Source organism: Sphingomonas kyeonggiensis, assembly GCF_030812785.1.
Taxonomy (GTDB): domain Bacteria; phylum Pseudomonadota; class Alphaproteobacteria; order Sphingomonadales; family Sphingomonadaceae; genus Sphingomonas; species Sphingomonas kyeonggiensis_B.
This window is the reverse complement of the sequence record NZ_JAUSTJ010000002.1, coordinates 846,122-871,537: the sequence shown is the minus strand read 5'-3', so window position 1 is coordinate 871,537 and position 25,416 is coordinate 846,122. Positions and strand designations below refer to the sequence as shown.

Below are 25,416 nucleotides of genomic sequence, written 5' to 3'. Positions count from 1 at the left end.
GATGAACCTTGCCAAGCTGATCGCAGCGGCCGCGCTGGCCACCGTCGGCATCGCCAGCGCCGCCACGCCGGCAGCCGCCGCGCCGGTGCCGACCACCAGCGTGATCGCGCTCGCCGCCGCGGCTCCGGCCGCACAGGACTGGCGCTATCGGGACCGGGATCGCTATCGGGATCGCCGTTATGACCGTCGTCACTGGGATCGTGGCCGCCATCGCGGCTGGGATCGCGGTCGTGGCTATGATCGCCGCTATTATCACAACCGTCGCGTCTGCTGGCGTGAGTGGCGCTACGGCAACCGCGTGACGATCTGCCGCCGCCGCTAACCGGCGCGGATCGCGAACGACAAATGGGGCGTCCGCCGGAATCCGGCGGGCGCCCTATTGCCGTATCGGCAGGCTGAACACGAAGCGGGCGCCCTGTCCGGGCGCGCTGTCCACCACCAAGTCGCCGCCCATCGCGCGGGCGAGGCGCCGGGCGATATAGAGGCCCAAGCCCGAGCCGCCCGGCTCGGTCGGGTCGACCCGGCCGAACTTCTCGAAGATCTTCTCCTGATCGGCCTGGGCGATGCCCTTGCCCTGATCGGCGACGATCACATGGCCATGGCCCTCGTCGCGCTCCAGCCGGATCCACACCATCGCACCCGGCGGCGAATAGCGCACTGCATTGCCGATCAGGTTGACCAGCACCTGCAGCGCCCGGCGGAACTCGCCGTGCACCGGCACCAACTCGTCCATCGCCGGCCGGTCGATCCGCACCTCGGCCTGGGCGGCGCGCACCGCGAGCAGCCCGGCGGCGCGGCGCGCGACATCGGCCAGGTCGATCGCCTCGTCGCCGGTCTCGAAATCGTCGCGCTCGATAGCCTGGAGATCGACCAGGTCGTCGACCAGCCCGAGCAGGTGCCGCCCGGCATTGGCGATGTCGCTGGCATACTCCGCATAGTCGGGCTTGAGCGGCCCCTCGGTCTGCGCGCTGATCGAATCGGCGTTGGCGATGATCTTGCCGAGCGGCCCCCTGAGCGCACGGTCGAGCCGCTGGCTGAACGAATCGGGGAAACCGCCGAACGGCGCGGCGGCCTGGGGCAGTGGCGTATCGACCTTGGGCGCGGCGGGCACCGCCTGGTCGAGCATGTGCGCAGCCCCGACGAAGCCGGCGAAGCGTCCGCCCGGATCGGTGCGCGGGGTGGCCGCAAGGCGGACCATCCGGCCCGTGCCGCGCAGTTCGGCCTTCTGCCCGTCGAACCTGCCCTGGGCAGCCACCGCGGTCAGGATCGGCAGCTCGCCCGCCTCATCCTGCTCGAGCCGGAACAAGCGGGTCAGCGGCTGCCCGAGCATCGCGCTCGAATCGAAGCCATAGCGCGCGCCCGCCTCGATCGAGAGGAAGGTGATGCGCAGCGAGGCGTCGGTCTCCCACAGCCAGTCGGCCGCGGAGCGGAAGAAGTCGCCGTCGCGCTCCGGCTCGCTCGCCGGCGCGCGCCAGCCCGGCCGCAGCCGCCAGCCGCTGACTTCGAGGCGCACCCCGCCCTGCTCGGGTTCGGCACGGACCCACAGCTCCAGATCGTCTTCGCCATCCGCGGCGATGACGTTGCGCGAGATGGCGATGCCCAGCCGCTGCGAGAGACGTGCAAGGGTTGCGATCTGCGGCACGGCGAGCGGCGCGCCGATATTGCCGCCGGCGCGCATGTTGAGCTCGAACAGCCGCGCCTCTGCATCGATCAGCCGCCCTTCGGCATCGAGCCGGGCGATCGACAGCGGCAGCGAGGGATCGATGATGTTCACTTCATCCCTCCCCGCTGGAGCGCGATAAGCGCCGCGCGATAATCGGGGTCCAGCTTGAGCGGCGCCAGGGCGGCGCGCGCCTCGGCCGGCGAGATCGCGGCGATGGTATCGAGCGTGTCGGCGAACTTCTCCAGGTCGCGGCGCGGATCGGCCTCGCTCAGCGCATAGCCGATCTGGGCGACGCCTTCACGGCCGATCTCCAAAGCGCGCAGCGCCAGCCACAGCCGGTCGGCGCCAGGATCGAGGACCAGGTCGCGGGCCAGCGCATAGGGCACGCCGAGCGCATGGCCGAGCAAAGCGATGAACAGCACGATCCGCCGGTCGCCCAGAGCCTCGACCAGCATGCCCGAAAGCTCGCCCGGCTGCGCGTCGATCGCCGCGGCGAAGCGCATCGCGGCGGCCTCGAGGCGGTCGCCCTCATCATAGGCGGCGAGGCTGCGCTGGGCGGCGTCGCACAGTGCCCGGTCGAGCGCCTCGTTCGCGCCCTCGAACCGTTCGCGCAGCGCCGCCGCAGTCCACCACACCAGCCGGTGGTGCAGCTCGGCGGGAAGCTCGGTCTGAAATTGTCCCACTTCGGGACTGCCACGGCGACGGCTTTCGGCGATCAGCACCGCCATCGCGCTCGCGGCGACCACCCTGTCCGGATGCTGGACGAATCGGTTGATCAGGCTCGGCCGCTCGGGATCGTCCGGCGCGTTCATCGGCAGCGCCGCGCCCAGCATCTCCTGGCGAACGCGCGCGACCAGCTCGGCCATCAGGTCGCCGTCGCGCAGCAGCCCGAAATTCCACAGCCGCGTCAGCACCGAGACGCCCGGCTCGATCAGCGCCACGACCAGCGCCGATTCGCCACGCCCGGTGAGCAACCGTACGGCATGCTCGCGAATCTCGCCTTCCACCGTCTCCACGAGTCCACGCAGCAGCGCGGCCAGGCCTGCGCGGCTATGCTCGTCGAGCCGTGCCTCTTCGGGCAGGAAGAAATCTTCGACAGCGACCATCAGACCCTTATAGGCGCGCAGCTCCGCAGCCGCCGCACGTGCGAGCAGCTCCCGGGCGCTGACGGCCAAGCCATCGCGCATGCCGACGGGATTATCCGACATCGACCTCAAGCTAGCGGAAATGTCCTTAAGACGAGACTAAGCTTTTTCGCGAATGCCCTCAACTGCTGCAGCGAGCGTCGCGAAGGAATATATCGCAACTGCAGCAAGGCCGATCGTGGCGAATCCGGCCAGCGCAAAGGGCGCCAGAACAAGCAGATGCGCCGAGGGGCTGGCCCACCAGCGCTTCGCCCGGGCCGGCACGCGCTCGACAAGAAGTTGCGCCGCAACGCCGACCAGCGCGAGCACCGGCGGCGTGGTGTTGGCCGTATTGGCGAATTCGGCCCAGCCGGTGAGAATCGCGGTCAGCCCGAACAGCGCGAAGATCGCCCATTCGAGCAGCCCGGCGCGCTTGTCCTCGCCGCGCAGCACCGCCATCGCTGCGCCGGTGGCGAGTGTCGCAGTGCCGAGCAGCGCGACCGTGGTGCCCGCCCCCTCGAAGCGCAATGCCGTGAGAATCAGTGAACCCGCAGAGATTACCCCGCCGGCGACGCTCAGCGCCCAGCCGGGCACGTTGCGGCCGACCAGCTCGGGCAGTGCGATTCGCGCGGCGCGGGTGAACACCCAGCGGTCCGCCCAATTGGTGCGCCGCTCGGTCAGCGCGGCCAGCACGCCGGTGTTGCGCGCGGCCAGTCCCTCGACGCTGCGCTCGACGGCATGGCCGCCCTTGAGCCAGCCTGCGGTGAGGCCGACATGCTCGGCACCCGATTGCGCGGCGACGCGAAGCAGCGCCGACTGGAAGTCGTAATCCTCGGGCATCTGCGCGATCTGGGCGAGCTGCTCGACGGTGATGCGGGCGACGCCGGCCCAGCTGTCGCGCATGTCGAGCCGCTCGATCGCGGCGGGCGAGGTCGGATCGTCGGTGACGAGCAGCGCCTCGCCGCCCGCCTTCGCCATCCTGTCCATCACCGGATCGGTGGTGACGAGGCCATCGGCCATCACCAGCACCTGCGCGCCCGGTGCGATCTTCTCCGCGGCTTCCTCGGCCGAGCGGACGATCTCGATGCGCGCGTGCCGCTTGGCGGCGCGATTGACCGCGGTGAGCAGCGCCGGGGTCATCTTGCCGACCGCGACCAGCACCTGCTCCGCCCCGGCCCCGACCAGCAGCCGCGCCTGATATTCGAGCAGCGTCATGCCGCCGAACGGCAGCGTCGCCATCAGCGTACCCGGGCGGCCCTCGGCCTCCTCGACAGCGAATATGAGCCCCGCGAGCATGTTGGGGTGGTTAAGGGGTTCGTGCACGACAAGCAAATCCGTGTGATTCCCCTCCCTGAAAGGGAGAGGAATCTAATCAGTACAGCAGATGCGGCGCCCGCGCCTCTACCCACGCCACCTCGTCCGGCCGGGTCCGCGCATCGAGGTCGCCCGGTAGCGCCGCCGCGTCGTCCACCCATTCGCGCAGGTCGGTGCCGCCATTGATCACGTCGATCGCCAGCTTGTCGAAGACATATTCGTACGGGAAGTCGCGCCACAGCGGGTAATCGCCATAAAGTTTGCGGATCGCCTTGAAGCCCAGCGCCTGGAGCCGCCAGGGCTGGAACGCGGCGTGGTCATAGGCCCCACCCTCGGCATGGATGAACACGCCCGAGCAGAGCTGGCCGACATGCTTGTGGAAGGTCGGCTGGAACCAGATGTCGCGCAGGGTACAGCCGGCGAGCCACTCCGGCGCCAGGCGCCGCATCTCCGCGATCACTGCCTTCGCATCGATGTCGGGCGCGCCGAACAATTCCAGGGGTCGCGTGGTGCCGCGCCCTTCGGAAAGCAGAGTCCCCTCCAGCATCACCGTGCCGGCATAGGCCCGCGCCATGTTGACGTTGGCGGCATTGGGGCTCGGGTTGATCCAGGGGCGCTCGGGCGGCCAGCCGAAGCCGGGCGCGGCATCGGGCTGCCACCCTTCCATCTCGATCACCCGGTAATCGACGTCGAGGTTGAACTGCTCGATGAACCAATGGCCCATCTCGCCCAGCGTCATGCCGTGGCGCATCGGCATCGGGCCTGCGCCGACAAAGCTTTCCCAACCCGGCAGCAGCGTCGTGCCCTCGACCGGCCGGCCGGCCGGATTGGGGCGATCGAGCACCCACACGCTCTTGCCATGCTCGGCCGCAGCCTCGAGCACATAGAGCAGCGTCGTCACGAAGGTGTAGATGCGGCAGCCGACGTCCTGCAGGTCGATCAGGATCGTATCGAACGTGCCCATCGACTGGCCGGTCGGCCGGCGCACCTCGCCGTACAGGCTGAACACCGGCATCCCGTAAGTGGGATCGGTATAGTCCGGCGACTCCATCATATTGTCCTGCAGGTCGCCCCGCACGCCGTGCTGCGGGCCGAACACCGCCGAGACGTTGAGCCCGGTCGCGACCAGCGCATCGAGCGAGTGTGTCAGGTCCGCGGTCACCGAGGCCGGATGCGCGAGCAGCGCCACGCGCCTGCCTTCGAGGGGACGCCGAAGCTCAGGGCTCGCGAGGAGCCGGTCGATGCCGAATTTCATGCGCCGCTGGGTGCCGGGAGTTCGAGCACGAAGCAAGCCGGATCATGGAAATCCGGTTTCCCGGCGGGGTGCGCGGCGGACCAATAGGATTTGGTCCCGTCCGCCTCCTCGATCACCGCGGTGATCGCCACGCGCCATTCCCCCTCGGGTAGCCCGCCGAGATCGATCGAAACCCGCACCCGGTCTTCCACCGGCTCGACCACCGGCGCATCGAGCGGCTGGTCACGCATTCCGTCGCGATAGGCATCGAACCGATAGGCGGCCCAGGCAGTCGAAGGTGCGAAGTTGAACTCGAAATAGCCCTCCCCGCCCGACGGCTTCACGAACAGCTCGAAGCAGGTGTGCTTCCACAGTTCGTCGGTCCGCTCGGGCGCGGCAGGCGCCGGGACCAGCGCCTGTCCGTCGACACGATAGGTCAGGACGCTCGCCCCGCGCCTTATATCAGCGGTCACTTCGACGCCTTTCACGCCACGCGGCGGATGATCGGGGTGCGGCATCAGCGGAACATGGATCGTCATGCCGCCCGGCCTAGCGCGGATTTGCCCCGCGGCGAAGATGGGTTAGGGGGCCCGGCGTGTCCGCGCGTTTCTACCAGTCCCGTACCGGCGTATTCCTGCTCGCCACCCTGTGCTGCCTGCTCTGGGGGAGCGCCTATCCCGCGATCAAGAACGGCTATGTCCTGTTCGGCATCGGCAAGGCGGATACCGCCGCGCAGCTGCTCTTCGCCGGCTATCGCTTCGCCCTGGCCGGTGCGATCCTGCTTGCCTTCGCCGCGGCGACCGGCCGGCGGATCCTCGCGCTTCCCGGCCGGCAATGGCGCCAGGTCGCACTGCTCGGCCTCACCCAGACCGGCTTCCAGTACGTCTTCTTCTATATCGGCCTCGCCCATGCCAGCGGCGTGAAGTCCTCAATCATGAACGCGACCGGCGTGTTCTTCAGCGTGGTGATCGCCCATTTCCTCTATGCCGACGATCGGCTGAGCGGCCGCAAGGCGCTCGGCTGCCTGGTCGGCTTTCTCGGCGTGGTGGTGGTGAATCTGGGCGGCAACGGCCGTCTCGACTTCGATTTCAGCCTGCTCGGCGAAGGCTTCGTGATCATCGCCGCCTTCGTCCTCGCCGCCGCCTCGATCTACGGCAAGCGCGTGTCGCGCGACATGGATCCGCTGGTGATGACCGGCTGGCAGCTCGCCATCGGCGGCCTGATCCTCACCGCGGCCGGCCTGACGGGCCAGGGCCATCTCGCCGCCCCCAGCCCGTCCGCGGGCGCGCTGCTGCTCTATCTCGCCCTGCTCTCCTCGGTCGCCTTCGCGCTGTGGAGCCTGCTCCTCAAGCACAACCCGGTCGGCCTGATCGCCGCGTTCAACTTCCTGATCCCGGTATTCGGTGTCGCGCTCTCGGCGATCTTCCTTGGCGAGTCGCTGCTCCACTGGAGCTACCTCGCCGCATTGCTGCTGGTCTGCGCCGGCATATGGATGGTGACGCGCCCAAGCAGAACGGGGTGAGGCGCTTCCGCCCCACCCCGTGCTTCGCTCAGCGCAGGCCGCCGCTGGCGGTCAGCTTCTCGCCGGTCAGCCAGCGGGCATCGTCCGATGCCAGGAACACCGCGATCGAGGCGATGTCGTCCGGATAGCCGACGCGGCCGAGCGGGGTCTGGCCGATGATCGCGTCGAAGAACTCCGACCCGACGAAACCGGCGGCATGCGTGCCCTCGGTCTCGACCACGCCGGGATTGATCGCGTTGACGCGGATCTTGCGCGGGCCCAGCTCATTGGCGAGCACGCCGGTGATTGCGTCCACCGCACCCTTGGTGCCGGTGTACACCGCCGATTCGGCCGGGAAGAGGCTGGTGACCGCCGAGGAGATGTTAATCACGCTCGCGCCCTCGCCGAGATGCTTCGCCGCCGCCTGGGTAGTGAGCAGCACGCCGAGCACGTTCACGTCGAAGGTGCGGCGATACAGTTCCTCGGTCGTCGCATCGAGCGAGGCGAATTCATAGATACCCGAATTGTTGACCAGCACGTCGAGCCGGCCGAACTCCTTGATCGCGGCATCGACCAGCGCCTGCGCCTGGTCGGCGTTGGCGACATCGGCCTGCACGGCGATCGCCTTGCCGCCGGCATCGGTGATGTCCTTCACCACTGCATCCGCGCCGGCCTTGCTCGACGCGTAATTGACCACCACCGCGGCGCCTTCCGCCGCCAGCGACTTGGCGATGCCGGCACCGATGCCCTTGGATGCCCCGGTAACGATCGCGACCTTGTCTGCGAGCTTCGACATGACTGAAATTCTCCATGGGCCGGACGCCGACATGGCCCCTTACTCCCATAGTTCAGGATTTCAGAACTGTTGAACCAGACTTCAAGAGCCCCTAGATAAATTTCATGCGGCCGCTGTTTCACCCTTCGATCGAGGACGTGTCGGTGGAGGCGATCCTCCACGCGTTGTCCGATCCCGTGCGCGCGGCGATCTTCGCTCAGGTCGCCGGCCAGGGCTGCGTCCAGGGCTGCACCACCTTCTCGCGAGTGGGCGAGCGCGACATCCCCAAGTCCTCGCTCTCCCAGCATTTCAAGGTGCTGCGCGATGCCGGGCTGATCCATTCCGAGCGCCACGGCGTGGAGATGCGCAACACGACGCGCTGCGGCGAAGTCGATGCACGCTTCCCCGGCCTGCTCGCCGCGATCCTCAATGCCTATGCGGACAACAAGGCCTGCGATACGCCACAGGCATGACAGCGGCCTTCCGCTCGGCTATGCGGCCCGCACTATGACCGAATTCAAGTCCGATCTGCTCCGCCTGCTCTCCGAACGTGGCTATATCCACCAGGTCACCGACCCGGAGGCGCTCGACACGCTTGCAACGAAGCAGATCGTTCCCGGCTATATCGGCTTCGACCCGACCGCGCCTTCGCTGCACGTCGGCAGCCTCGTCCAGATCATGCTGCTGCGCCGCCTCCAGCAGGCGGGCCACAAGCCGATCGTGCTGATGGGCGGCGGCACCGGCAAGATCGGCGATCCCTCGTTCAAGGACGAGGCGCGCAAGCTGATGACCGACGAGGTGATCCAGTCGAACGTCGCCTCGATCAAGACCGTGTTCGAGAAGTTCCTCACCTTCGGCGACGGCCCCACCGACGCGGTGATGGTCGACAATGCCGAGTGGCTCGACAAGCTCGAATATATCCCGTTCCTGCGCGACATCGGCCGGCATTTCTCGGTCAACCGCATGCTCAGCTTCGACTCGGTCAAGCTGCGGCTCGATCGCGAGCAATCGCTGTCGTTCCTCGAGTTCAACTACATGATCCTCCAGGGTTATGATTTCCTGGAGCTGTCGCGTCGCGCCGCGTGCCGCCTGCAGATGGGCGGGTCGGACCAATGGGGCAACATCGTCAACGGCATCGAGCTCGCCCGCCGCGTCGACGGCACCGAGGTGTACGGCGTCACCACCCCGCTGATCACCACGGCGGACGGCGGCAAGATGGGCAAGACCATGTCGGGCGCCGTCTGGCTCAACGACGACCAGCTCTCGGCCTTCGACTACTGGCAGTTCTGGCGCAACACCGACGACCGCGACGTCGGCCGCTTCCTGCGCCTGTTCACCGACCTGCCGCTCGACGAGATCGCCCGGCTCGAGGCGCTCGAGGGCGCTGGCATCAACGAGGCCAAGAAGGTCCTCGCCAACGAAGCCACCGCCATGTGCCGCGGCCGCGCCGCCGCCGACGAAGCCGCCGAGACCGCCCGCAAGGTGTTCGAGGAAGGCTCGGCCGGCGGTTCGCTCCCGACCCATGCGGTCGAGGGCGGCAGCATCAACGTGGTCGACGGCCTGGTCGCGCTCGGCCTGGTCCCGTCCAAGGGCGAGGCCCGCCGCAAGATCGCCGAGGGCGCGATCCGCGTGGACGACCAGGTGGTGAACGACCCCGCGCTCGACATCGCCGTCACGGCGCAGGTCAAGCTCAGCTTCGGCAAGAAGAAGCACGGCCTGCTCACCCCTGCGTAATCTTCCGGATCCCGCGATAAGTCCCTGTTAAGCAGCTTCGTTGGAAGGAATTTCATGCGGTAGCGCTACTACCGCATACGTACTCAAGCGTTTGTGGGGCGTTGCGTGAGTTTCGGATCGAACCTGGCTTATTCGGATCCCCGGCGGGAAGGACGCGACGACGTCTATTACCGCGCGCGCGCCTTCGGCCCCGACGCCAAGCAGCTGGACTTCACCGTCGTCAACATCTCGCCCCATGGCCTGATGGCACGGTGCGACGACACGCTCGAGACCGGCGACCGCATCCGCGTGGTGCTGCCGCATGCCGGCACGATGGTGGCGGAAGTCCGCTGGGCGCTCGGCGGCCGCATCGGCTGCCAGTTCGAGCGGGCGATCGATCTGGCGAGCTATTACGAGCTGATCTCGGTGATGGTGAAGGCGAAATAGCCTTATCCGCCGCGGTCCTGCCCGTTCCGCGCCTTGAGCAGATAGCCGAACCCCGGGCCGATCAATATTCCGCCGAGCACCCACTCGAAAAGCGTCAGCGGCCGCTCATCGGGATCATGTCCCGTGACGAACAGAAAGAGAAAGAACGCGGCCACGCCAGCGACGATCAGCGCAACGGCAATCAGCAGGCTCTTCCGATCCTTCTGCATGCATTCATGCTCCCCAAACGGCGTCTGCAGCATACACGCCGGAAGCTTGCGCGACCACGCCTTCTATCCGTCATCCCGGCGAAAGCCGGGATCTCAGGCGAAGGCGCGGGGAAGGAACCGCACGAGATCCCGGCCTTCGTCGAAATGACGATCTTCGCAAAGCAGCCGCGCCCCCGGCCGGGAACGCGGCCACAGGCAGCGTCACTCGACCGTCACGCCCACGACGCGCCAGTTCCCCTCCTCGAAATCGAGCGTGACCGTTTCCACCACCTCCGCCTTGTTGGCGAAGCGGGTGCGGAACTTCACCACCTCATAGCCGGCGGGCGGCGCAGGCAGGTTTTCCTGGCTGAGGAAGGTCCGCGAGATCGTCTCGCCAAGTGGCACGCGTACCCTGCGGGACGTCGCGGTCCAGACCTCGACGGTGTTCAGCTTGCGGAACGACGCGCCCGTCGCGCGGTAGCTTTCGTCCCAACGCCCCTGATCCACCAGCGCCAGCCATTGCCGCGCCGCATCCACCACCGCCGGGTCCTCCGCCACGCGGGAAGCACTTGCCGCGGCCGGCGGCGCGGAGGCGAAATGCGGCAAGGCGATGAGCACTGAAAGTCCGAGAACAAGCGTCATGAGAAGGACTCCGATGAGGATCCGGGGATGGCGATATGCCCGCCCCACGCCGCTGTCCGGCGCATCTCCCTGATCCATCGGCGTCCAAGCCGGGTCTGCCCCGATTTCCGTGTCCCCAAGCAATTCGGGGCCAGGCAATTCAGGGGTCGCGCCCGGATCGCCGCCCTCGGCTTCCAGCAACAGCCGCGCCGCCTCGCGACTGCTCGACACCGCCATCTTGCGCCGCGCATCGCGAAGCCGCTCGTTGATCGTGTGGACGGAGAGGCCAAGGCTGCGCGCCATCGACTTCGCGTCATGGCCCCGGACCATCAGGCGGAGGGTCTGCTTCTCCTTCTCGGTCAGCGCCCAGAAGTCTTCGGTCACCCTGATACTCATACGCCCTCGACCTAGGTCAGGCACATTGCCGCAGCTACCCCGAAAAATTCGTGTCCCGGAACCGGTCTTAGCCCGCCCTAAGCAAACTAACCGCAGCATCCCGCTCGAACAGGTACAGCGCCACCCGCGCCGCCTCCCCGCGCGGCGAATGCAGCGACCGGTCCTGATCCTCCAGCAGCCGCGCATCCGCATTCGCCGCCGCGATCAGCGTCGCCAGGCTCTCGGGCGTCGCCAACCGGAAGGTCTGCTCGCCCGATTGCCGGGTGCCGAGGATCTCACCCGCCCCGCGCAGCTCCAGGTCGCGCTCGGCGATCAGGAAGCCGTCGGTCGTATCGCGCATCAGCGCCAGCCGCGCCCGCGAGGTCTCGCTCAGCTTGTCGCCGCGCAGCAGTATGCAGTGCGACTGCCCCCCGCCCCGCCCGACGCGCCCACGCAGCTGGTGAAGCTGGGCCAGGCCGAACCGGTCCGCCGCCTCGATCACGATCAGCGTCGCATTGGGCACGTCGACGCCGACCTCGATCACCGTGGTCGCCACCAGCACGCCCAGTTCGCCCGAGGAAAAGCGCGCCATCACCGCGTCCTTCTCCGGCCCCTTCATCCGGCCATGGACCAGCCCGACCTTGGCACCGAACCGCGCGGTCAGCGTCGCGGCGCGATGCTCGGCGGCGGCGAGATCGGTCTTCTCGCTCTCCTCGACCAGCGGGCACACCCAATAGGCCTGTTTCCCCGCCTCCAGATGCCGGCCCAGCCCCGCGATCACCGCATCGAGCTTGTCCTCGGCGATCACCGTGGTCTGGATCGGCTGGCGGCCCGGCGGCATCTCGTCGAGTCGGCTGACGTCCATCTCGCCATGCGAGGCAAGCTGCAGCGTGCGCGGGATCGGCGTGGCGGTCATCACCAGCAGATGCGGCGGCACCTGCGCCTTGGCCTGCAGCATCAGCCGCTCGGCCACGCCGAAGCGATGCTGCTCGTCCACCACTACCAGCCCCAGGTCGCGATAGGTCACGCCCTGCTGGAAGATCGCATGCGTGCCGACCAGGATATCGATCTCGCCGGCGGCGAGCCCCATCAGCGTCGCCTCACGGGCCTTGCCCTTGTCGCGCCCGGTGAGGATCGCGATGCGCACGTCGAGCCCGGCGAGCATGCGAGAGAGATTCTCGTAATGCTGGCGGGCGAGGATCTCGGTCGGCGCCAGCATCGCGCCCTGCGCGCCGGCCTCGGCGGCGATCAGCAGCGCCATCGTCGCCACCAGGGTCTTGCCCGCGCCGACATCGCCCTGGAGCAGGCGCAGCATCGGCTGACTCTGCGCCATGTCGCCCTCGATCTCGCGGATCGTGCGGCTCTGCGCGCCGGTTGGCGTATAGGGCAGCTGGAGCCGGTCGCGCAGCCGCCCGTCGCCGGTCAGCGGCCGCCCGCGCTTGGCCCGCGCCTCGCCGCGCACCAGCATCAGCGCCAGCTGGTTGGCGAACACCTCGTCATAGGCGAGCCGCTCGCGCGCCTTGGCATCCGCGGGGTCGGCATGGATGCGGGCGAGCGCTTCCTTCCAGCCCGGCCATTGGTGGCGGTCCTTCAGGCTGGGCTCGATCCATTCGGGCAGCTCGGGCGCGCGCTCGATCGCCTGGGCGGCCATCGCCGCGATCCGCTTGGAGGTGATGCCCTCCGAACAAGGATAGATCGCCTCGCGCCCGCCGCCGTCCGCCTCTTCGGGCACGGCGACCTCGGGGTGCACGATCTGCAGCTCCTGGCCATATTGGTCGAGCTTGCCGGAGACCCAGCGCTTCTCGTTGAGGGGGAGCAGCTTCTTCGCCCAGCCCGAATTGCCGCCGAAGAAGACCAGGGAGACATGATTGCCATGCGTGTCCACCGCCTGCACCCGGGCGGGCGAGCGCGGGCTGCTGCCGAAGCGATAGCTCGTCGCGGTCAGCTCGATCGCGATGACCCGGCCCGCATCCGATGCCATCAGCTCGCTGCGCGGGATCCGGTCGATGAAGCCGGTGGGCAGATGGAAGGCGACGTCGACGACCCGCGCCAGGCCCAGCCGTTCGAGCGGCTTGGCCAGCGTCGGGCCGATCCCCTTGAGCGCCGTGACTTCGGCAAAGAGTGGATTGAGGACATCGGGCCGCATCGGGCCCGAGGTAGCTCCTGGGTCGGCGCGCCGCTAGGGGGCGCGCGCAACGATCAGTGGGAGACGATCCGCTGGCCGGCCGCCTCGATCGCCGCGAGCACTTCGTTCACGGTCGAGCCGACCACCACTTCGTGTGCGCCGTCGAACGAAAGCACGCCCACATCGTCACCGGCCATGTTGATCGTCGCCACGGTGCGCACGGAAGCGATGTTCACCAGGATCGGGTCGCCGTTGATCGACTTGAGCATCACGAAACGCATATGGAAACAGCCTCACCGTAGAATGTCTTCCATTCTAGGAGGATCGCCGGCGAAGCGGGCGCAATCGCGCGAGAATGGCGCGATTAAGTTGCCGCTGGCGTTCACTTGCGCGGCGACCTATCTGGGAAACCGTATCCCGTCTTTCGCCGACCGCGCATTTTCGCGCTGCCGGCCATTTGCCGTTGAGGACCGAATGGACCGCGAAATCCGTCTCAAGCGCCTGCGTTTCCGTGCCTGGCACCGCGGCGTGAAGGAAGCCGACCTGCTGATCGGCGGCTTCTTCGACCAGCATGGCGAAGGCTGGAACGACGCCGAGATGGACCTGTTCGAGGCCCTGCTCGAAGAGCAGGACGTCGACATCATGGCTTGGGCAATGGGAACCGCTGCCGTGCCGGAACGCTATGCCGGCACGGTAATGAACGCCCTCAAGACCCTGAATTACGTGCCGATTTCGGAATAACCTCTCCCTCTCCCCGCTCGCGGGGAGAGGGTCGGGGAGAGGGGCAAGAAGCCCCCCCCCCCCCCCCCCCGGGGGGGGGCCGCCCCCCCCCCCCCCCCCCCCCCCCCCCCCCCCCCCCACCCCCCCCCCCCCCCCCCCGGGGGGGGGGGGGGGGGGGGGCGCGCGCCCAAGAACCCCGCCCTCCCCACCCTGCCCCTCTCCCCCGCCCTCTCCCCTGAAGGGGAGAGGGAGAAGAGCCAAGATGCCCGACCTCAAGACCATCCTCTCCGCGCAAAAGCCCCTCACCCTTGCGGGCGCCCCCACCGGCTTCCTCCCCTGGATGCTCGCCGATCTGGCGCGCTCGGGACGGCTCACCGTGTTCGTCGCGCCCGACGAGGCGGCGATGCGCGCCGTGGCCAGCACCGCGCCCTATTTCGCGCCCGAGCTCGAGGTCCTCAACTTCCCGGCCTGGGATTGCCTTCCCTATGACCGCGCCAGCCCGACGCTGCGCGTCATGGCCGAGCGTCTCGCCACGCTCCACGCGCTCCAGGCGGGATCGAACAAGCCGCGCCTGCTCGTCACCACGGTCAATGCCGTCACCCAGCGTACGCTGACGCCCTTCCGCATCCGCCAGCTCGTCGCCCGCCTCGCGCCCGGCGAGCGCATCGGCCTCGACAAGCTCGCGGTGCTGCTCCAGGCGAACGGCTATGTCCGCGTCGACACGGTGCACGATTCCGGCGAGTTCGCCGTGCGCGGCGGCCTGGTCGATCTGTTCCCGAGCGGCTCCGAGCAGGCGCTGCGCCTCGACTTCTTCGGCGACGAGATCGAGAGCGTCCGCACCTTCGATCCCTCCGACCAGCGCACCACCGGCCGCATCGACGGCTTCACCCTGCTCCCCGCCTCGGAGGCACTGCTCGACGAGGAGTCGGTCAAGCGCTTCCGCACCCGGTACCGCGAGAAATTCGGCGCCACCGCCACCGGCGATCCGCTCTACCAGGCGATCAGCGACGGCCGCCGCCTCGCCGGCATGGAGCATTGGCTGCCGCTGTTCGAGGAACGCCTCGAAACCCTGTTCGAGCATCTCCCGGACGACGCGATCCTGGTCCGCGATGCGGGCGATGCCGGCGCCGCCGAGGCCCGGTTCGAGGCGATCGCCGACTATCAGTCCAACCGCGTCCGCGCCCAGTCGGCCGATCCGGGCAGCTACCGCCCGCTTGCCGCCGATGCGCTCTATCTGGTCGCCAGCGAGTGGGAAAAGCGCCTCGCCGACTGGCCGGCCCACACTTCGACGCCCTTCCACGAGCCCGAAAGCGCCACGGTCCTCGACTTCAACGTCGACGGCCCCCGCGATTTCGCGCCCGAGCGCGCCGCCGGCACCAATGTCTATGAGGCAGTGGTCGAGCACATCGCCAAACTGCGCAAGGCGGGCAGGAAGCCGATCCTCGCCAGCTATTCGAACGGCGCTCGCGAGCGCCTGACCGGGCTGCTCGCCGATCACGGCCTCAAGACCGCGCGCAAGGCCGAGAACTGGCATGAGGCGATGGGCATCGCCGACAGCGCCGTCGCGATGATCGTGCTGCCGCTCGATCATGGCTTTGCCGCACCCGACGTGTCGGTGCTCACCGAGCAGGACATGCTCGGCGACCGCCTCGTCCGCCGCGCCAAGCGCCGCAAGTCGACCGACGCCTTCCTCAACGAGCTGGCGACGCTCTCGCCCGGCGACCTGGTCGTGCACGTCGATCACGGCATCGGCCGCTATGAGGGGCTGACCCAGATCCCGGTGCAGAAGGCGCCGCACGACTGCGTCGCCCTCACCTATGCCGGCGGCGACAAGCTCTACGTGCCCGTAGAGAATCTCGAGGTCCTGAGCCGCTACGGCGCGGGCGAGGAAGGCGCGACGCTCGACAAGCTGGGCGGCGAGGCGTGGCAGCGGCGCAAGAGCCGGATGAAGGAGCGGATCCGCGAGATCGCGGGCGAGCTCATCGCCACCGCGGCCAAGCGCGCCACCCGCCCCGCCGAAGTCGCCGAGCCCGATGCCGGCGGCTACCCCGCCTTTGTCGATCGCTTCCCCTATGAGGAGACCGACGACCAGGACCGCGCGATCGGCGACGTGCTCGAGGATTTGGCGGCAGGCCGTCCGATGGACCGGCTCATCGTCGGCGATGTCGGCTTCGGCAAGACCGAGGTCGCGCTACGTGCCGCCTTCGTCGCCGCGATGGCCGGCATGCAGGTCGCGGTGGTCTGCCCGACCACGCTCCTGGCGCGCCAGCACTTCAACAACTTCTCGCAGCGTTTCGAGGGCTTCCCGATCAAGGTCGGCCGCCTCTCGCGCCTGGTCGGCACCACCGAGACCAAGGCGACCAAGGAAGGCGCCGCCGACGGCACGATCGACATCGTCGTCGGCACCCACGCAGTGCTCGCCAAGAATGTCGAGTTCAAGCGGCTCGGCCTCGTCATCGTCGACGAGGAACAGCGCTTCGGCGTCACCCACAAGGAGCGGCTGAAGGCGATGAAGGCGGACGTCCACGTCCTCACCCTCACCGCCACCCCGATCCCGCGCACGCTGCAGATGGCGATGTCCGGCCTGCGCGAACTGTCGGTGATCCAGACCCCGCCGGTCGACCGTCTCGCGGTGCGCACCTATGTCATGCCCTGGGACCCCGTCGTCCTGCGCGAGGCGCTCCTTCGGGAACATTATCGCGGCGGCCAGGCCTATTTCGTCACACCGCGCATCTCGGACCTGCCCGAGATCGAGGAGTTCCTGCGCAACGACGTGCCCGAGATCCGCTATGTCGTCGCGCATGGCCAGATGGCGGCGGGCGAAGTCGAGGAACGGATGTCCGCCTTCTACGACCGCAAATACGACCTGCTCGTCTCCACGACGATCATCGAAAGCGGCATCGACATCCCCTCGGCCAACACGCTGATCATCAACCGCGCCGACAAGTTCGGCCTCGCCCAGCTCTACCAGCTGCGCGGGCGCGTCGGCCGCTCCAAGACGCGCGCCTATGCGTATCTCACCACCCCCGCCCAGCGGCTGATGACCGAGGCGGCGGAAAAGCGGCTCAAGGTCCTCTCCGACCTCGAGAGCCTCGGCGCCGGCTTCCAGCTCGCCAGCCACGACCTCGACATCCGCGGGGCCGGCAACCTGCTCGGCGACGAGCAGTCGGGCCATATCAAGGAAGTCGGCTACGAACTCTACCAGTCGATGCTCGAGGAGGCGATCCTCGACGCCAAGGCCGGCGGCCTGCGCGACGAACGCCCGCGCGACCTGTCGCCGCAGATCACCGTCGACGCCCCGATCATGATCCCGGAGGACTATGTCCCCGACCTGGATCTCCGCATGGGCCTCTATCGTCGCCTCAACGAGATCGAGGACCGAGGCGGGATCGAATCCTTCGCTGCGGAGCTGATCGACCGCTTCGGCAAACTGCCCGAGGCGACCGAGAATCTGATCACCCTGATCGAGGCCAAGCTCAACGCCAAGCGCGCCTGCATCGCCAAGCTCGACGTCGGCCCCAAGGGCGCCCTGGTCACCTTCCACGACGACAAGTTCCCCAATGTCGAGGGCCTGCTCGCCTATGTCGACAAGCTAGAGGGCACCGCCAAGCTGCGGCCGGACATGAAGCTGGTTATCACCCGCGCCTGGGCCACCCCTCAGGCCCGGCTCAACGGCGCGCTCCAGCTCTCGCGCGGGCTCGCCAAGGCCGCCGGATGATTGACCGGAATCAATAGTGGCCCGGTAAAACAAGGCGCAAGGCACCGCCCGGGGGGAGTCTTCCTAGAATGGGAGCAAACCCCTTGGGAGAACTCCAGAAGTGACCGATCCTCTTTCGCCCCGTCTCGCGTTCATGGAGATGGATGCCGCCCAGCGCGCCACGCTTTCGGGCAGCAGCGCGCTGATCCGCTCGGTGATCGGCAAGGCCCTCGACCATTTCTACGCCCGCGTCCGCCAGACGCCTGAGACCGCCCGCTTCTTCGCCAATCCCGATCACATGCGCGGCGCCCAGTCGGCACAGGAAAAGCATTGGGCGCATATCGTCGAGGCACGCTTCGACGACAGCTATTACCAGAGCGTCCGCCGCATCGGCGCCACCCATGCCCGTATCGGGCTCGAGCCGCGCTGGTATGTCGGCGGCTATGCGCTGGTACTGGAGCAGTTGCTCAACGAGACCATGGCCTGCACCTCGTTGTGGCGCCGCCTGCTCGGCGTGCTGCGCCCCCGCGCCGCCGCCACCCTGCCCGCCGCGCTGGTCAAGGCTGCGCTGCTCGACATGGAGCTGTCGATCTCGCTCTATATCGAGGAGGAGCAGGCCGCCCGCGAAAAGGCGGTCCAGACGCTCGACGAGGCGCTCGCCGCGCTCGCCGAGGGCGACCTCACCCGCCAGCTCTCGCAGATGCCCGCCACCTATGCCTCGCTCGAGCGCAGCTACAACCACACGCTCGACAAGATGCGCGCGATGATCACCGCGGTCGCCGCCGGCACCCGGCGGATCAATGGCACGATCCACGAGATCGCCCAGGCCTCGGACGATCTCGCCCGCCGCACCCAGGCCAATGCCGCCAGCCTCGAGCAGACCAGCGCCGCGGTCACCCAGATGGACAGCCGCTCGCGCAACACCGCCCAGGCCGCCCAGTCGACCGTCGTCCGCGCCGACCAGGCCATCGCCACCGTCGATGACGGCCGCAGCATCGCTGGCCAGGCGGTCGAGGCGATGCACCGCGTGTCGGAAAGCGCCAAGGGCATCGACGCCGTGATCGAGGGTCTCGACAAGATCGCCTTCCAGACCCGCGTTCTCGCGATGAACGCTGCGGTGGAAGCAGGCCGCGCCGGCGAGGCTGGCCGCGGCTTCGCGGTGGTCGCCGACCTCGTCTCCGCCCTCGCCATGCGCGCCGAGGAGGAAGCCGGCCGCGCCCGCGAGCAGCTCACCCACACCCAGGCCGAAGTCGTCACCGCGGTAGACGCGGTGATGAAGGTCGATGGCGCGCTCGCCAACATCTCCAGCGATGTCGGCGAGGTCCATTCGCTGCTCGGCACCATGGCGCAGGACAACAACGCCCAGGCCGTCGCGATCGGCGAAGTCTCGACGGCGATCGGCACGATGGACCAGGGCACGCAGCAGAACGCCGCGATGGTCGAGCAGACCTCCGCCGCCACGCGCACGCTGAGCCAGGAAGCCGAAACGCTCGCCGAGCTGACCGCCGCCTTCCACACCGATGCCGCGGACCGTGCCGCATGCGCGAACGGCCGGCATCCGATCATCAGCGGCAGCGTGCGCAACCTGCCCGCCGCCGCGGTCTCGGCACTGCGTGCGCCCTTCTAGAAGGCCGCCGGCACGACCCCCCCGGTATTTTTGCGTAGTTGCGCATGCTGCAACTGCGTTCAGGATGTCCGGGAAAGTTTGTCGATCGGCGCGCATGGCCGCTCCGGCAGGGCTTTGGGAGCCCGCCGGCGGTCTCCGCGCCTTTGTGGGCTTCGTTGTATTGAAGCCGACCCGATTTGGCAGGTTTCGTGTTGAACCAACCAGAGCAAGGCTGCGTATCAGGCCGTGACGGATGTGATGGAATCAGGCGTGACCCCGAATGGGGCCGCTCGTGGGGAGCTAGGCTTGAGGGAGCCGGATAGTTTCGACCAACGCCGATTGTTGACCGAAGCTATGGCCCGGTTGTCGCGCGCCAACTCGATCGACGAACTGGTCACCGTGCTGCGGGAGTGCGCGCGCAAGATCGCCCGCTGCGATGGCGTCACCGTCATCCGGCGCAGCGGCGATCGCGTGGCCTATATCGCCGAGGACGCGATGTCCCCGCTATGGAGCGGCTCGGACTTCCCGATCGAGAATTGCATCTCGGGCCTCGCGATTGTCGAGGCCCGGCCGATCCACATCCCGGACATCTATGAGGATGACCGGGTGCCGGTGGACGCCTATCGCCCCACCTTCGTACGCAGCATGTCGATGTATCCGATCGGGCTGATGGGCCCGAGCATGGCGATGGGCGCCTATTGGGCCACCTCCGGCCCGGCCGACCCGAGCACCACTGCCCTGCTCGGCAGCCTGGCCCGCTATGCCGGCGTCACGCTGAACCGCGTCACCGAGGGCCGCGGCGCCGATCCGGCGGTTTGACCACTAGTCCCCCTTCCGCTTGCGGGAGGGGCTATCCTCCCTGACGTCGTCGGAGCCTGCTTACAGCCCCTACCCCTCCCGCAGGAGGAAGGGGGGCAGAAGAGTCCACTCAGCGGACCTCAACCCCCTCCTCGATCTCCGCCTCCAGCTCCTCGATCGAGAATTTCTCCCGCGCCATGCTGAAGCCGCCCGCCGCGGCGAGGTCGATCGTCCAGTTGCCGCTCGCCTGGAGGCCCTGGTCGTCCACGCCGCCTTCGTAGAGCACCGCGTGGTTCAAGCGTCCGCGATATTGCTTCACGAACTGGATCAGCCCGCCGCTGCGCCGCCCGGCGACCGAGGCGCGGCGCACCCCGCCCCCTCCGTCGGGCTCGCTGATCGATCCGGAGAACACCCCGCCCGATTCTTCCAGCACCGCGATGAAGCCATTGTGCTCGCTGCCGGAGCTGCTCGCATAATGGCCGTACCAGACGCCGCTCATGTCCCGCGGATCGCTCATGCCCGGCTCACCAGCTGGGCGAGCGCCGGCACGTCGACCGGCCCGGCGCACAGGAAGCCCTGGAAATACTGGCAGCCTTCCTTGGCGAGCAGGTCGAGCTGCTCAGGTGTCTCCACCCCTTCCGCGACCACGGCGAGCCCCAGCGAGCGCGCCATGTCGATCACTCCGCGCACCACCACCCGATCGCGGTGCGAGCCGGTGATGTCCTGGCTGAGCTTCTTGTCGATCTTCAGATAATCGAGCGGCAGCGCCTTCAGATAGGCGAGGCTCGAATAGCCGGTGCCGAAATCGTCGATCGCCACCCGGCACCCCGCCGCGCGCAACAGGGTGAGCAGCCGTGCCGCCTCGCCCAGGTCGGACATGATCCCGCTCTCGGTCAGCTCCACGGTCAGGCGGTTGCGCGGGAAACCGCTCGCATCGATCCGGCCGAGCAGCGCATCGACGAAGCCCGAACGGGCGACATCGGCGGCGGTGACGTTGATCGACAGGCGCAGCTTGCTCAGCGACATTGGCCAGTTGGCGGCAGCGGCGAGCGCACGGCGCTGGACATGGTCGGACAGGGTCGCATCGAGCCCCGCCCGCTCGGCCGCGGCGAACAGCGTCTCCGCGCCCAGCTCGCCAAACTCCGGATGGTTCCAGCGCGCCAGCGCCTCCACGCCGACAATCTGTCCGGTGGCGATCGAGACCTGGGGCTGGAACAACACGCCGATCTCGCCGCGCTCCAGCGCGCGGTGGAGGTTGTCGACCAGCGCGTCGACCGGCGGCGCGCCCTTCTCCAGCGGCACGTCGCCGAGCAGCGTCTCGCTCGCCCGGCGGAGCAGGATCGCGGCGCTGTCGCCAGCCCGGCTCTCCGCGGTCACCAGCCGGGCACCGAGCGGCGCGATGTCGCCGCCTGCGACGAAGGGCCGTGCCAGCGCATCCTCCAGCCGGGCCAGCGCGGTGCCGATGCGCGCCGCATCGGCATCGTCGCTGGCGACGAGGAATTCCGATCCGCCGATCCGCGCGACGATCGCGCCCTTGCCCAGTGCGTCGCGGGCCACTTCGCCCACCCGCCGCGAGACGCTGCGCAGCAGCTCGTCGCCGACATTGCGGCCATAGGCGGTGTTCACAGTGTCGAACCGGGTCAGCCCGATCAGGATCACGCCCGCCTTGCCGCCCTCGGCCAGGCGCCGGTCGATCCAGCGCCGCGCGCTGGGCCCGTCGCGCGCGCCGGTCAGCGCGTCGCGCACCGCTGCATTGGCGTCGGGCGCCACGCCCAGCGCCTCGACCAGCGCGTGCAGCCGGTTGGTCTGGGCGTCATATTGCAGGTGCTGCACCACCCGCCCCACCCCGGCCAGGTCATGGGCGAAGGCAGTGGAGGGCGTCTCCGCGTTCAACCGCTTCAATGCGCTGCGCGCGAGCGTCCGGTCTGCCGGATCGAGCCGAGCGAAGAAGCTCCGCGTGCCCGGCGCCTCGGGCAGGCCGAGCAGGCTCGCCAATGCCGGGGTCAGCTGGAGCGAGCGCATGCCGGGATCGAAGCGCCAGCCCAGCGGCTCGGGCGGCCCCTTCTCCTGGCCGTGCCAGCCCGAGAGCCGCTCGACATGGCGCTGGGCGAAGCGAATCGCATGCGCCATCGCCGCCGAGGACATCGGGCTCGACAGAAAGTGCGTCGCGCCCGCGTCGAAGAAATGCCGCATGTGCACGGTGTCGCTCTGCGAGACGAGGATCAGCATCGCCGCGCCGTGCGCCTCGATCGTCGCCCCTAGCACCTTGGAGGCGTCCATCCCCTCGGAGAGCGCCCCGCGCGCGTCGATCACTGCGACGGCGGCACCGCTCGCCAGGAAGCGCCGTTCCAGCGCATCGGAGCGTCGCGCCGCGACGACCCGCCAGCCGCCTCCCGCCGCGGCCGCCGCCACTTCGTCGCGCTGGCGGAAGCTGAGGACGAACACCGGTGCCGCATCAGCGTTGGCGCTTTCGATGACTGTGAAATCTTCAGACATTCCGCCCTCGATAACGCGAACGCTTGCCCGCCGCTATCTTCAAGCTTACCTGCTCTTGTATGGCAGCCGCGCCCGCCTTGATCGACGCACATGGCCGCGCGATCCAGTATTTGCGCATTTCGGTCACGGATCGCTGCGACCTGCGTTGCCGCTATTGCATGTCGGAGAACATGCGCTTCCTGCCGCGCAGCGAATTGCTGAGCCTCGACGAGCTGGCCTTGGTCGCCGATCGCTTCGTCGCGCGCGGGGTGCGCAAGATCCGCCTCACCGGCGGCGAACCGCTCGTGCGCAGCGACACGCTCGACTTGGTCCGCCACATCGGCGGCCATCTTGGCCAGGGGCTCGACGAAGTCACCCTCACCACCAACGGCACCCGCCTCGACGAGCATGCCGGCGCCCTGGCCGATGCCGGCGTGCGCCGGGTCAATGTCAGCCTCGACAGCCGCGATCCCCAGGTCTTCCGCCACATCACCCGCCATGGCGACATCGCAAAGGTGCTGGCGGGCATCACCGCCGCCCAGGCCGCCGGCCTTGCGGTCAAGCTCAACATGGTCGCGCTCAAGGGGCTGAACGAGGGCGAGATCGCCCCGATGCTCGGCTGGGCGGCCGAGCGCGGCATGGACCTGACGCTGATCGAGACCATGCCACTTGGCGAGATCGACGAGGATCGCACCGATCGCTTCCTGCCGCTCACCGGCGTGCTCGCCGACCTCCGCGATCGCTTCGAGCTGCTTCCCGACACCCACCGCACCGGCGGCCCGGCACGCTATTGGCGCGTTGCGGGCACCGAGACGCGGCTCGGCCTGATCACGCCGCTCAGCGCCAATTTCTGCGACGGATGCAACCGCGTCCGCCTCGCCACCGATGGAAAGCTCTATATGTGCCTCGGCCATGACGAGGGCGTGGATCTCAAGGCCGCGTTGCGCGGCCATGGGGTCGCCGGCCTCGACGACGCGATCGACGGCGCGCTGCGCCGCAAGCCCGCGCGCCACGATTTCCGCATTGCCGCCGGCGTCGCGCCGGCCACGCGCCGCCACATGAGCGTTACCGGCGGATGAGCCAGCTCCGCGCGCTGTTCGCATCGCCCACCGAACCTGCCCAGCTCGCCGCCGACGAGCTGCGCGAGGCCTATGACTGGGTGCCGCTCGAACAGGCCGAAGCGATCGTCGCATTGGGCGGCGACGGCTTCATGCTCCAGACCCTGCACACGCTGCTCGAGGGTCGCCGCAACGTCCCCGTGTTCGGCATGAACCTGGGCACGATCGGCTTCCTGATGAACGACTGGCGGCGCGAGGGGCTCGACGAGCGGCTGGCGCGAGCCAAGCCGTTCAAGGTCAGCCCGCTGCGGATGGAGGCGGTCAATGCCGCCGGCGAGCGGTTCGAGATGCCTGCGATCAACGAAGTCTCCTTCCTGCGCGAGACCCGCCAGACCGCGAAGCTCGAGATCACCGTCAACGATCGCGTGGTGCTGCCCGAGCTGGTCTGCGACGGCATGCTCATCGCGACGCCTGCGGGCTCGACTGCGTACAATCTCTCGGTCCAGGGCCCGATCCTGCCGCTCGGCTCGGGGATGCTGGCGATGACGCCGATCAGCCCCTTCCGGCCGCGGCGCTGGCGCGGGGCGATTCTCCCCGACAAGGCGCGCATCTCGATTCGCGTACTCGAGGCGGACAAGCGCCCGGTCAGCGCCGTCGCGGACCAGCGCGAAGTGCGCGACGTGGCGCAGGTCGAGATCGGAATCGACCATCACCGCGACCTCACTCTGCTCTTCGATCCCGAGCATGCGCTCGATGATCGCATTACGATGGAACAATTCGTCGCCTGACCCCTTGCAATCCTCCAAAACCCGCTGCATAGGGCCGCCTCCGCCGCGGTTCACCGCGCGGAAAGATGGTGATCCCTGATAGCTCAGCGGTAGAGCTCTCGACTGTTAATCGAGCGGCCGTAGGTTCGAATCCTACTCAGGGAGCCACCACAACCTCTTGAAAATCAGAGACTTTCCTAAAATCGCAGCGCATTCGTGCGTGCGCGATGTTCGTCATGTTCGCCGCACGAAAAAGCCCCGCCCGTGGGGGAACGGGCGGGGCTTCAGGGCCTTGGTGGAAGGCCCTCGGGGGGAAGGTGTCAGATGAACTCGGGGCCGCGCGGCAGCGTCAGGACGAAGACCGCGCCCTCGCCCGGTTCGGAAGGCTCGATGGTCAACGTGCCGTCATGCGCGTCGACGATCGTCTGCGAGATCGCCAGGCCAAGACCCGTGCCGTCGATCTTGGTGCTCACCATCGGCTCGAACAGATGCTCGCGGATCGCCGGGGCGACGCCCGGCCCGGTATCGGCGACGCGGATGCGGATGCGGCTGCCTTCGGTCCAGGTGGCGATCTCGATCCGGCGTACCGGGCTGTTCCACATCGCCTGCGCCGCGTTGAGCAGCAGGTTCGACAGCACCATCTCGAGCTGGATGCGATCGCCCAGCACGCAGGTCGCCCCCGGCGCGAAGCTGCGGACGACTTCGACGTCCTCGAGGCTCGACAGCCGCGCGCTCACTGCGTCGAGCATCTCGACCAGGCATTCGGGCCGCGCATCGATCGCGCCGGTCTTCACGAAGGCTCGCATGCGCAGCACGATATCGGACGCGCGCGCGGTCTGGGCCGCGGCGTCCTCGATATAGCCGAGCAGCTGCTCGAGGCCGTGGATCCGCTGGCGGATCACCGCTGCGCAACCTTCCATGTAATTGCTCGCCGCAGTCAGCGGCTGGGCGAGCTCATGCGCCATCGCCGCCGCCATCGCGCTCATCGCCGTCAGCCGCGCGCGCGCATCGGGCTCGCCGAGTGAGCAGCCGACAGGCGAATCATTTGCCGGGAAAGGAATCGACTCGGCCCCCAGATTCGGACCGTTACCGCTACCAACATCGCACCTGACGGCCGATGCGCCATCGAACCCCATGTTATTTTCTCCGTGCCCCGACCGGTCCCTGCCCAGGAAACCGGTTCCCAAGTCTTCTTTATGATGAGCTGCGACAAGC

24 protein-coding genes and 1 tRNA gene are annotated in these 25,416 nt (G+C 68.3%); 12 read left to right on the top strand and 13 right to left on the bottom strand.

Annotated features, from left to right (window positions below):
- Position 1: 1 nt before the first annotated feature.
- Positions 2-322, top strand: a complete 321-nt coding sequence (locus tag J2W22_RS13610; RefSeq protein WP_307118781.1) for a hypothetical protein — start codon at positions 2-4, stop codon at positions 320-322.
- Between the two features lie 54 nt (positions 323-376).
- Here the strand turns inward: J2W22_RS13610 and J2W22_RS13605 are convergent, their stop codons facing one another.
- From J2W22_RS13605 to J2W22_RS13585, 5 genes are read right to left on the bottom strand one after another with little or no spacing between them, the layout of a single operon-like run.
- Positions 377-1,774 (bottom strand): sensor histidine kinase, encoded by a 1,398-nt coding sequence (locus J2W22_RS13605; protein ID WP_307118780.1) that lies wholly within the window; start codon positions 1,772-1,774, stop codon positions 377-379.
- Positions 1,771-2,850 carry a DUF2336 domain-containing protein gene (locus tag J2W22_RS13600; protein ID WP_307118779.1) on the bottom strand — a complete coding sequence of 360 codons (1,080 nt, stop codon included), beginning with the start codon at positions 2,848-2,850 and terminating at the stop codon, positions 1,771-1,773. Before J2W22_RS13600 ends, J2W22_RS13605 begins: the two co-directional genes overlap by 4 nt.
- Positions 2,851-2,907: 57 nt before the next feature.
- A complete protein-coding gene (locus tag J2W22_RS13595) occupies positions 2,908-4,110 on the bottom strand; it encodes a hypothetical protein (protein WP_307118778.1) in 1,203 nt (400 codons plus the stop codon).
- A gap of 49 nt (positions 4,111-4,159) precedes the next feature.
- Positions 4,160-5,356, bottom strand: a complete 1,197-nt coding sequence (locus tag J2W22_RS13590) for an exo-beta-N-acetylmuramidase NamZ family protein (protein WP_307118777.1) — start codon at positions 5,354-5,356, stop codon at positions 4,160-4,162.
- Positions 5,353-5,874 carry a DOMON-like domain-containing protein gene (locus J2W22_RS13585; protein ID WP_307118776.1) on the bottom strand — a complete coding sequence of 174 codons (522 nt, stop codon included), beginning with the start codon at positions 5,872-5,874 and terminating at the stop codon, positions 5,353-5,355. Before J2W22_RS13585 ends, J2W22_RS13590 begins: the two co-directional genes overlap by 4 nt.
- A 56-nt stretch (positions 5,875-5,930) precedes the next feature.
- Between J2W22_RS13585 and J2W22_RS13580 the strand changes: the two genes are divergently transcribed.
- Complete coding sequence (locus J2W22_RS13580; RefSeq protein WP_307118775.1) at positions 5,931-6,857, top strand: DMT family transporter; 927 nt, start codon at positions 5,931-5,933, stop codon at positions 6,855-6,857.
- A 28-nt stretch (positions 6,858-6,885) separates the two neighbouring features.
- Here the strand turns inward: J2W22_RS13580 and J2W22_RS13575 are convergent, their stop codons facing one another.
- Positions 6,886-7,632 carry a glucose 1-dehydrogenase gene (locus tag J2W22_RS13575; protein WP_307118774.1) on the bottom strand — a complete coding sequence of 249 codons (747 nt, stop codon included), beginning with the start codon at positions 7,630-7,632 and terminating at the stop codon, positions 6,886-6,888.
- A gap of 104 nt (positions 7,633-7,736) precedes the next feature.
- On the opposite strand from J2W22_RS13575, the gene J2W22_RS13570 reads away from it, so the two are divergent.
- The 3 genes from J2W22_RS13570 (at position 7,737) to J2W22_RS13560 (ending at position 9,771) form a co-directional block, all read left to right on the top strand.
- On the top strand, positions 7,737-8,084 hold the full coding sequence (locus J2W22_RS13570; protein ID WP_307118773.1) for an ArsR/SmtB family transcription factor: 348 nt from the start codon (positions 7,737-7,739) through the stop codon (positions 8,082-8,084).
- Between the two features lie 34 nt (positions 8,085-8,118).
- Complete coding sequence (gene tyrS, locus J2W22_RS13565) at positions 8,119-9,345, top strand: tyrosine--tRNA ligase (protein WP_307118772.1); 1,227 nt, start codon at positions 8,119-8,121, stop codon at positions 9,343-9,345.
- 105 nt (positions 9,346-9,450) lie between these two features.
- Positions 9,451-9,771: a PilZ domain-containing protein gene (locus J2W22_RS13560; RefSeq protein WP_307118771.1), complete on the top strand. Its 321-nt coding sequence runs from the start codon at positions 9,451-9,453 to the stop codon at positions 9,769-9,771.
- A gap of 2 nt (positions 9,772-9,773) precedes the next feature.
- Here the strand turns inward: J2W22_RS13560 and J2W22_RS13555 are convergent, their stop codons facing one another.
- From J2W22_RS13555 to J2W22_RS13540, 4 genes are all read right to left on the bottom strand, one after another.
- The gene (locus tag J2W22_RS13555) at positions 9,774-9,980 is read right to left on the bottom strand and encodes a hypothetical protein (RefSeq protein ID WP_307118770.1); all 207 of its coding nucleotides are present in this window, start codon (positions 9,978-9,980) and stop codon (positions 9,774-9,776) included.
- Positions 9,981-10,181: 201 nt separating this feature from the next.
- The gene (locus J2W22_RS13550; protein WP_307118769.1) at positions 10,182-10,976 is read right to left on the bottom strand and encodes a helix-turn-helix domain-containing protein; all 795 of its coding nucleotides are present in this window, start codon (positions 10,974-10,976) and stop codon (positions 10,182-10,184) included.
- Between the two features lie 67 nt (positions 10,977-11,043).
- On the bottom strand, positions 11,044-13,101 hold the full coding sequence (gene recG / locus J2W22_RS13545) for an ATP-dependent DNA helicase RecG (protein WP_307118768.1): 2,058 nt from the start codon (positions 13,099-13,101) through the stop codon (positions 11,044-11,046).
- A 53-nt stretch (positions 13,102-13,154) separates the two neighbouring features.
- Positions 13,155-13,361: a hypothetical protein gene (locus tag J2W22_RS13540; RefSeq protein WP_307118767.1), complete on the bottom strand. Its 207-nt coding sequence runs from the start codon at positions 13,359-13,361 to the stop codon at positions 13,155-13,157.
- Between the two features lie 193 nt (positions 13,362-13,554).
- Here J2W22_RS13540 and J2W22_RS13535 point away from each other — a divergent pair, with 193 nt between their 5' ends.
- The 4 genes from J2W22_RS13535 to J2W22_RS13520 all read left to right on the top strand — a co-directional run bounded on the left by J2W22_RS13535 (position 13,555) and on the right by J2W22_RS13520 (position 19,922).
- A complete protein-coding gene (locus J2W22_RS13535; RefSeq protein ID WP_307118766.1) occupies positions 13,555-13,821 on the top strand; it encodes an FAD assembly factor SdhE in 267 nt (88 codons plus the stop codon).
- A 241-nt stretch (positions 13,822-14,062) separates the two neighbouring features.
- Positions 14,063-17,518, top strand: a complete 3,456-nt coding sequence (mfd, locus tag J2W22_RS13530; protein ID WP_307118765.1) for a transcription-repair coupling factor — start codon at positions 14,063-14,065, stop codon at positions 17,516-17,518.
- A gap of 133 nt (positions 17,519-17,651) precedes the next feature.
- The gene (locus J2W22_RS13525) at positions 17,652-19,124 is read left to right on the top strand and encodes a protoglobin domain-containing protein (RefSeq protein WP_373422992.1); all 1,473 of its coding nucleotides are present in this window, start codon (positions 17,652-17,654) and stop codon (positions 19,122-19,124) included.
- Positions 19,125-19,457: 333 nt separating this feature from the next.
- Complete coding sequence (locus J2W22_RS13520) at positions 19,458-19,922, top strand: GAF domain-containing protein (protein ID WP_307118763.1); 465 nt, start codon at positions 19,458-19,460, stop codon at positions 19,920-19,922.
- A gap of 109 nt (positions 19,923-20,031) precedes the next feature.
- On the opposite strand, the gene J2W22_RS13515 is transcribed toward J2W22_RS13520, so the two are convergent.
- Positions 20,032-20,418: a hypothetical protein gene (locus J2W22_RS13515; protein ID WP_307118762.1), complete on the bottom strand. Its 387-nt coding sequence runs from the start codon at positions 20,416-20,418 to the stop codon at positions 20,032-20,034.
- The gene (locus J2W22_RS13510) at positions 20,415-22,397 is read right to left on the bottom strand and encodes a putative bifunctional diguanylate cyclase/phosphodiesterase (RefSeq protein ID WP_307118761.1); all 1,983 of its coding nucleotides are present in this window, start codon (positions 22,395-22,397) and stop codon (positions 20,415-20,417) included. The genes J2W22_RS13515 and J2W22_RS13510 overlap by 4 nt, the downstream gene beginning before the upstream one ends.
- A gap of 59 nt (positions 22,398-22,456) precedes the next feature.
- Between J2W22_RS13510 and moaA the strand changes: the two genes are divergently transcribed.
- From moaA to J2W22_RS13495, 3 genes are all read left to right on the top strand, one after another.
- A complete protein-coding gene (moaA, locus tag J2W22_RS13505; RefSeq protein WP_307118760.1) occupies positions 22,457-23,455 on the top strand; it encodes a GTP 3',8-cyclase MoaA in 999 nt (332 codons plus the stop codon).
- Entirely contained in the window at positions 23,452-24,222 is a 771-nt protein-coding gene (locus J2W22_RS13500; RefSeq protein ID WP_307118759.1) for an NAD kinase, read from the top strand. The genes moaA and J2W22_RS13500 overlap by 4 nt, the downstream gene beginning before the upstream one ends.
- Positions 24,223-24,294: 72 nt before the next feature.
- A tRNA-Asn gene (locus tag J2W22_RS13495) sits at positions 24,295-24,369 on the top strand.
- A 152-nt stretch (positions 24,370-24,521) separates the two neighbouring features.
- Here J2W22_RS13495 and J2W22_RS13490 read toward each other — a convergent pair.
- The gene (locus tag J2W22_RS13490; protein ID WP_307118758.1) at positions 24,522-25,187 is read right to left on the bottom strand and encodes a sensor histidine kinase; all 666 of its coding nucleotides are present in this window, start codon (positions 25,185-25,187) and stop codon (positions 24,522-24,524) included.
- Positions 25,188-25,416: the final 229 nt, after the last annotated feature.

What these genes read in the sequence shown, in the direction of transcription:
- J2W22_RS13490 (WP_307118758.1), bottom strand. Translation starts at nt 25,187, where the DNA reads ATGAGCGCGATGGCGGCGGCGATGGCGCATGAGCTCGCCCAGCCGCTG.
- J2W22_RS13555 (WP_307118770.1), bottom strand. Translation starts at nt 9,980, where the DNA reads ATGCAGAAGGATCGGAAGAGCCTGCTGATTGCCGTTGCGCTGATCGTC.
- J2W22_RS13575 (WP_307118774.1), bottom strand. Translation starts at nt 7,632, where the DNA reads ATGTCGAAGCTCGCAGACAAGGTCGCGATCGTTACCGGGGCATCCAAG.
- J2W22_RS13610 (WP_307118781.1), top strand. Translation starts at nt 2, where the DNA reads ATGAACCTTGCCAAGCTGATCGCAGCGGCCGCGCTGGCCACCGTCGGC.
- J2W22_RS13585 (WP_307118776.1), bottom strand. Translation starts at nt 5,874, where the DNA reads ATGACGATCCATGTTCCGCTGATGCCGCACCCCGATCATCCGCCGCGT.
- J2W22_RS13590 (WP_307118777.1), bottom strand. Translation starts at nt 5,356, where the DNA reads ATGAAATTCGGCATCGACCGGCTCCTCGCGAGCCCTGAGCTTCGGCGT.
- tyrS (WP_307118772.1), top strand. Translation starts at nt 8,119, where the DNA reads ATGACCGAATTCAAGTCCGATCTGCTCCGCCTGCTCTCCGAACGTGGC.
- J2W22_RS13550 (WP_307118769.1), bottom strand. Translation starts at nt 10,976, where the DNA reads ATGAGTATCAGGGTGACCGAAGACTTCTGGGCGCTGACCGAGAAGGAG.
- J2W22_RS13500 (WP_307118759.1), top strand. Translation starts at nt 23,452, where the DNA reads ATGAGCCAGCTCCGCGCGCTGTTCGCATCGCCCACCGAACCTGCCCAG.
- J2W22_RS13570 (WP_307118773.1), top strand. Translation starts at nt 7,737, where the DNA reads ATGCGGCCGCTGTTTCACCCTTCGATCGAGGACGTGTCGGTGGAGGCG.
- J2W22_RS13520 (WP_307118763.1), top strand. Translation starts at nt 19,458, where the DNA reads ATGGCCCGGTTGTCGCGCGCCAACTCGATCGACGAACTGGTCACCGTG.
- moaA (WP_307118760.1), top strand. Translation starts at nt 22,457, where the DNA reads ATGGCAGCCGCGCCCGCCTTGATCGACGCACATGGCCGCGCGATCCAG.
- mfd (WP_307118765.1), top strand. Translation starts at nt 14,063, where the DNA reads ATGCCCGACCTCAAGACCATCCTCTCCGCGCAAAAGCCCCTCACCCTT.
- J2W22_RS13525 (WP_373422992.1), top strand. Translation starts at nt 17,652, where the DNA reads ATGGAGATGGATGCCGCCCAGCGCGCCACGCTTTCGGGCAGCAGCGCG.
- J2W22_RS13535 (WP_307118766.1), top strand. Translation starts at nt 13,555, where the DNA reads ATGGACCGCGAAATCCGTCTCAAGCGCCTGCGTTTCCGTGCCTGGCAC.
- J2W22_RS13515 (WP_307118762.1), bottom strand. Translation starts at nt 20,418, where the DNA reads ATGAGCGATCCGCGGGACATGAGCGGCGTCTGGTACGGCCATTATGCG.
- recG (WP_307118768.1), bottom strand. Translation starts at nt 13,101, where the DNA reads ATGCGGCCCGATGTCCTCAATCCACTCTTTGCCGAAGTCACGGCGCTC.
- J2W22_RS13540 (WP_307118767.1), bottom strand. Translation starts at nt 13,361, where the DNA reads ATGCGTTTCGTGATGCTCAAGTCGATCAACGGCGACCCGATCCTGGTG.
- J2W22_RS13600 (WP_307118779.1), bottom strand. Translation starts at nt 2,850, where the DNA reads ATGCGCGATGGCTTGGCCGTCAGCGCCCGGGAGCTGCTCGCACGTGCG.
- J2W22_RS13510 (WP_307118761.1), bottom strand. Translation starts at nt 22,397, where the DNA reads ATGTCTGAAGATTTCACAGTCATCGAAAGCGCCAACGCTGATGCGGCA.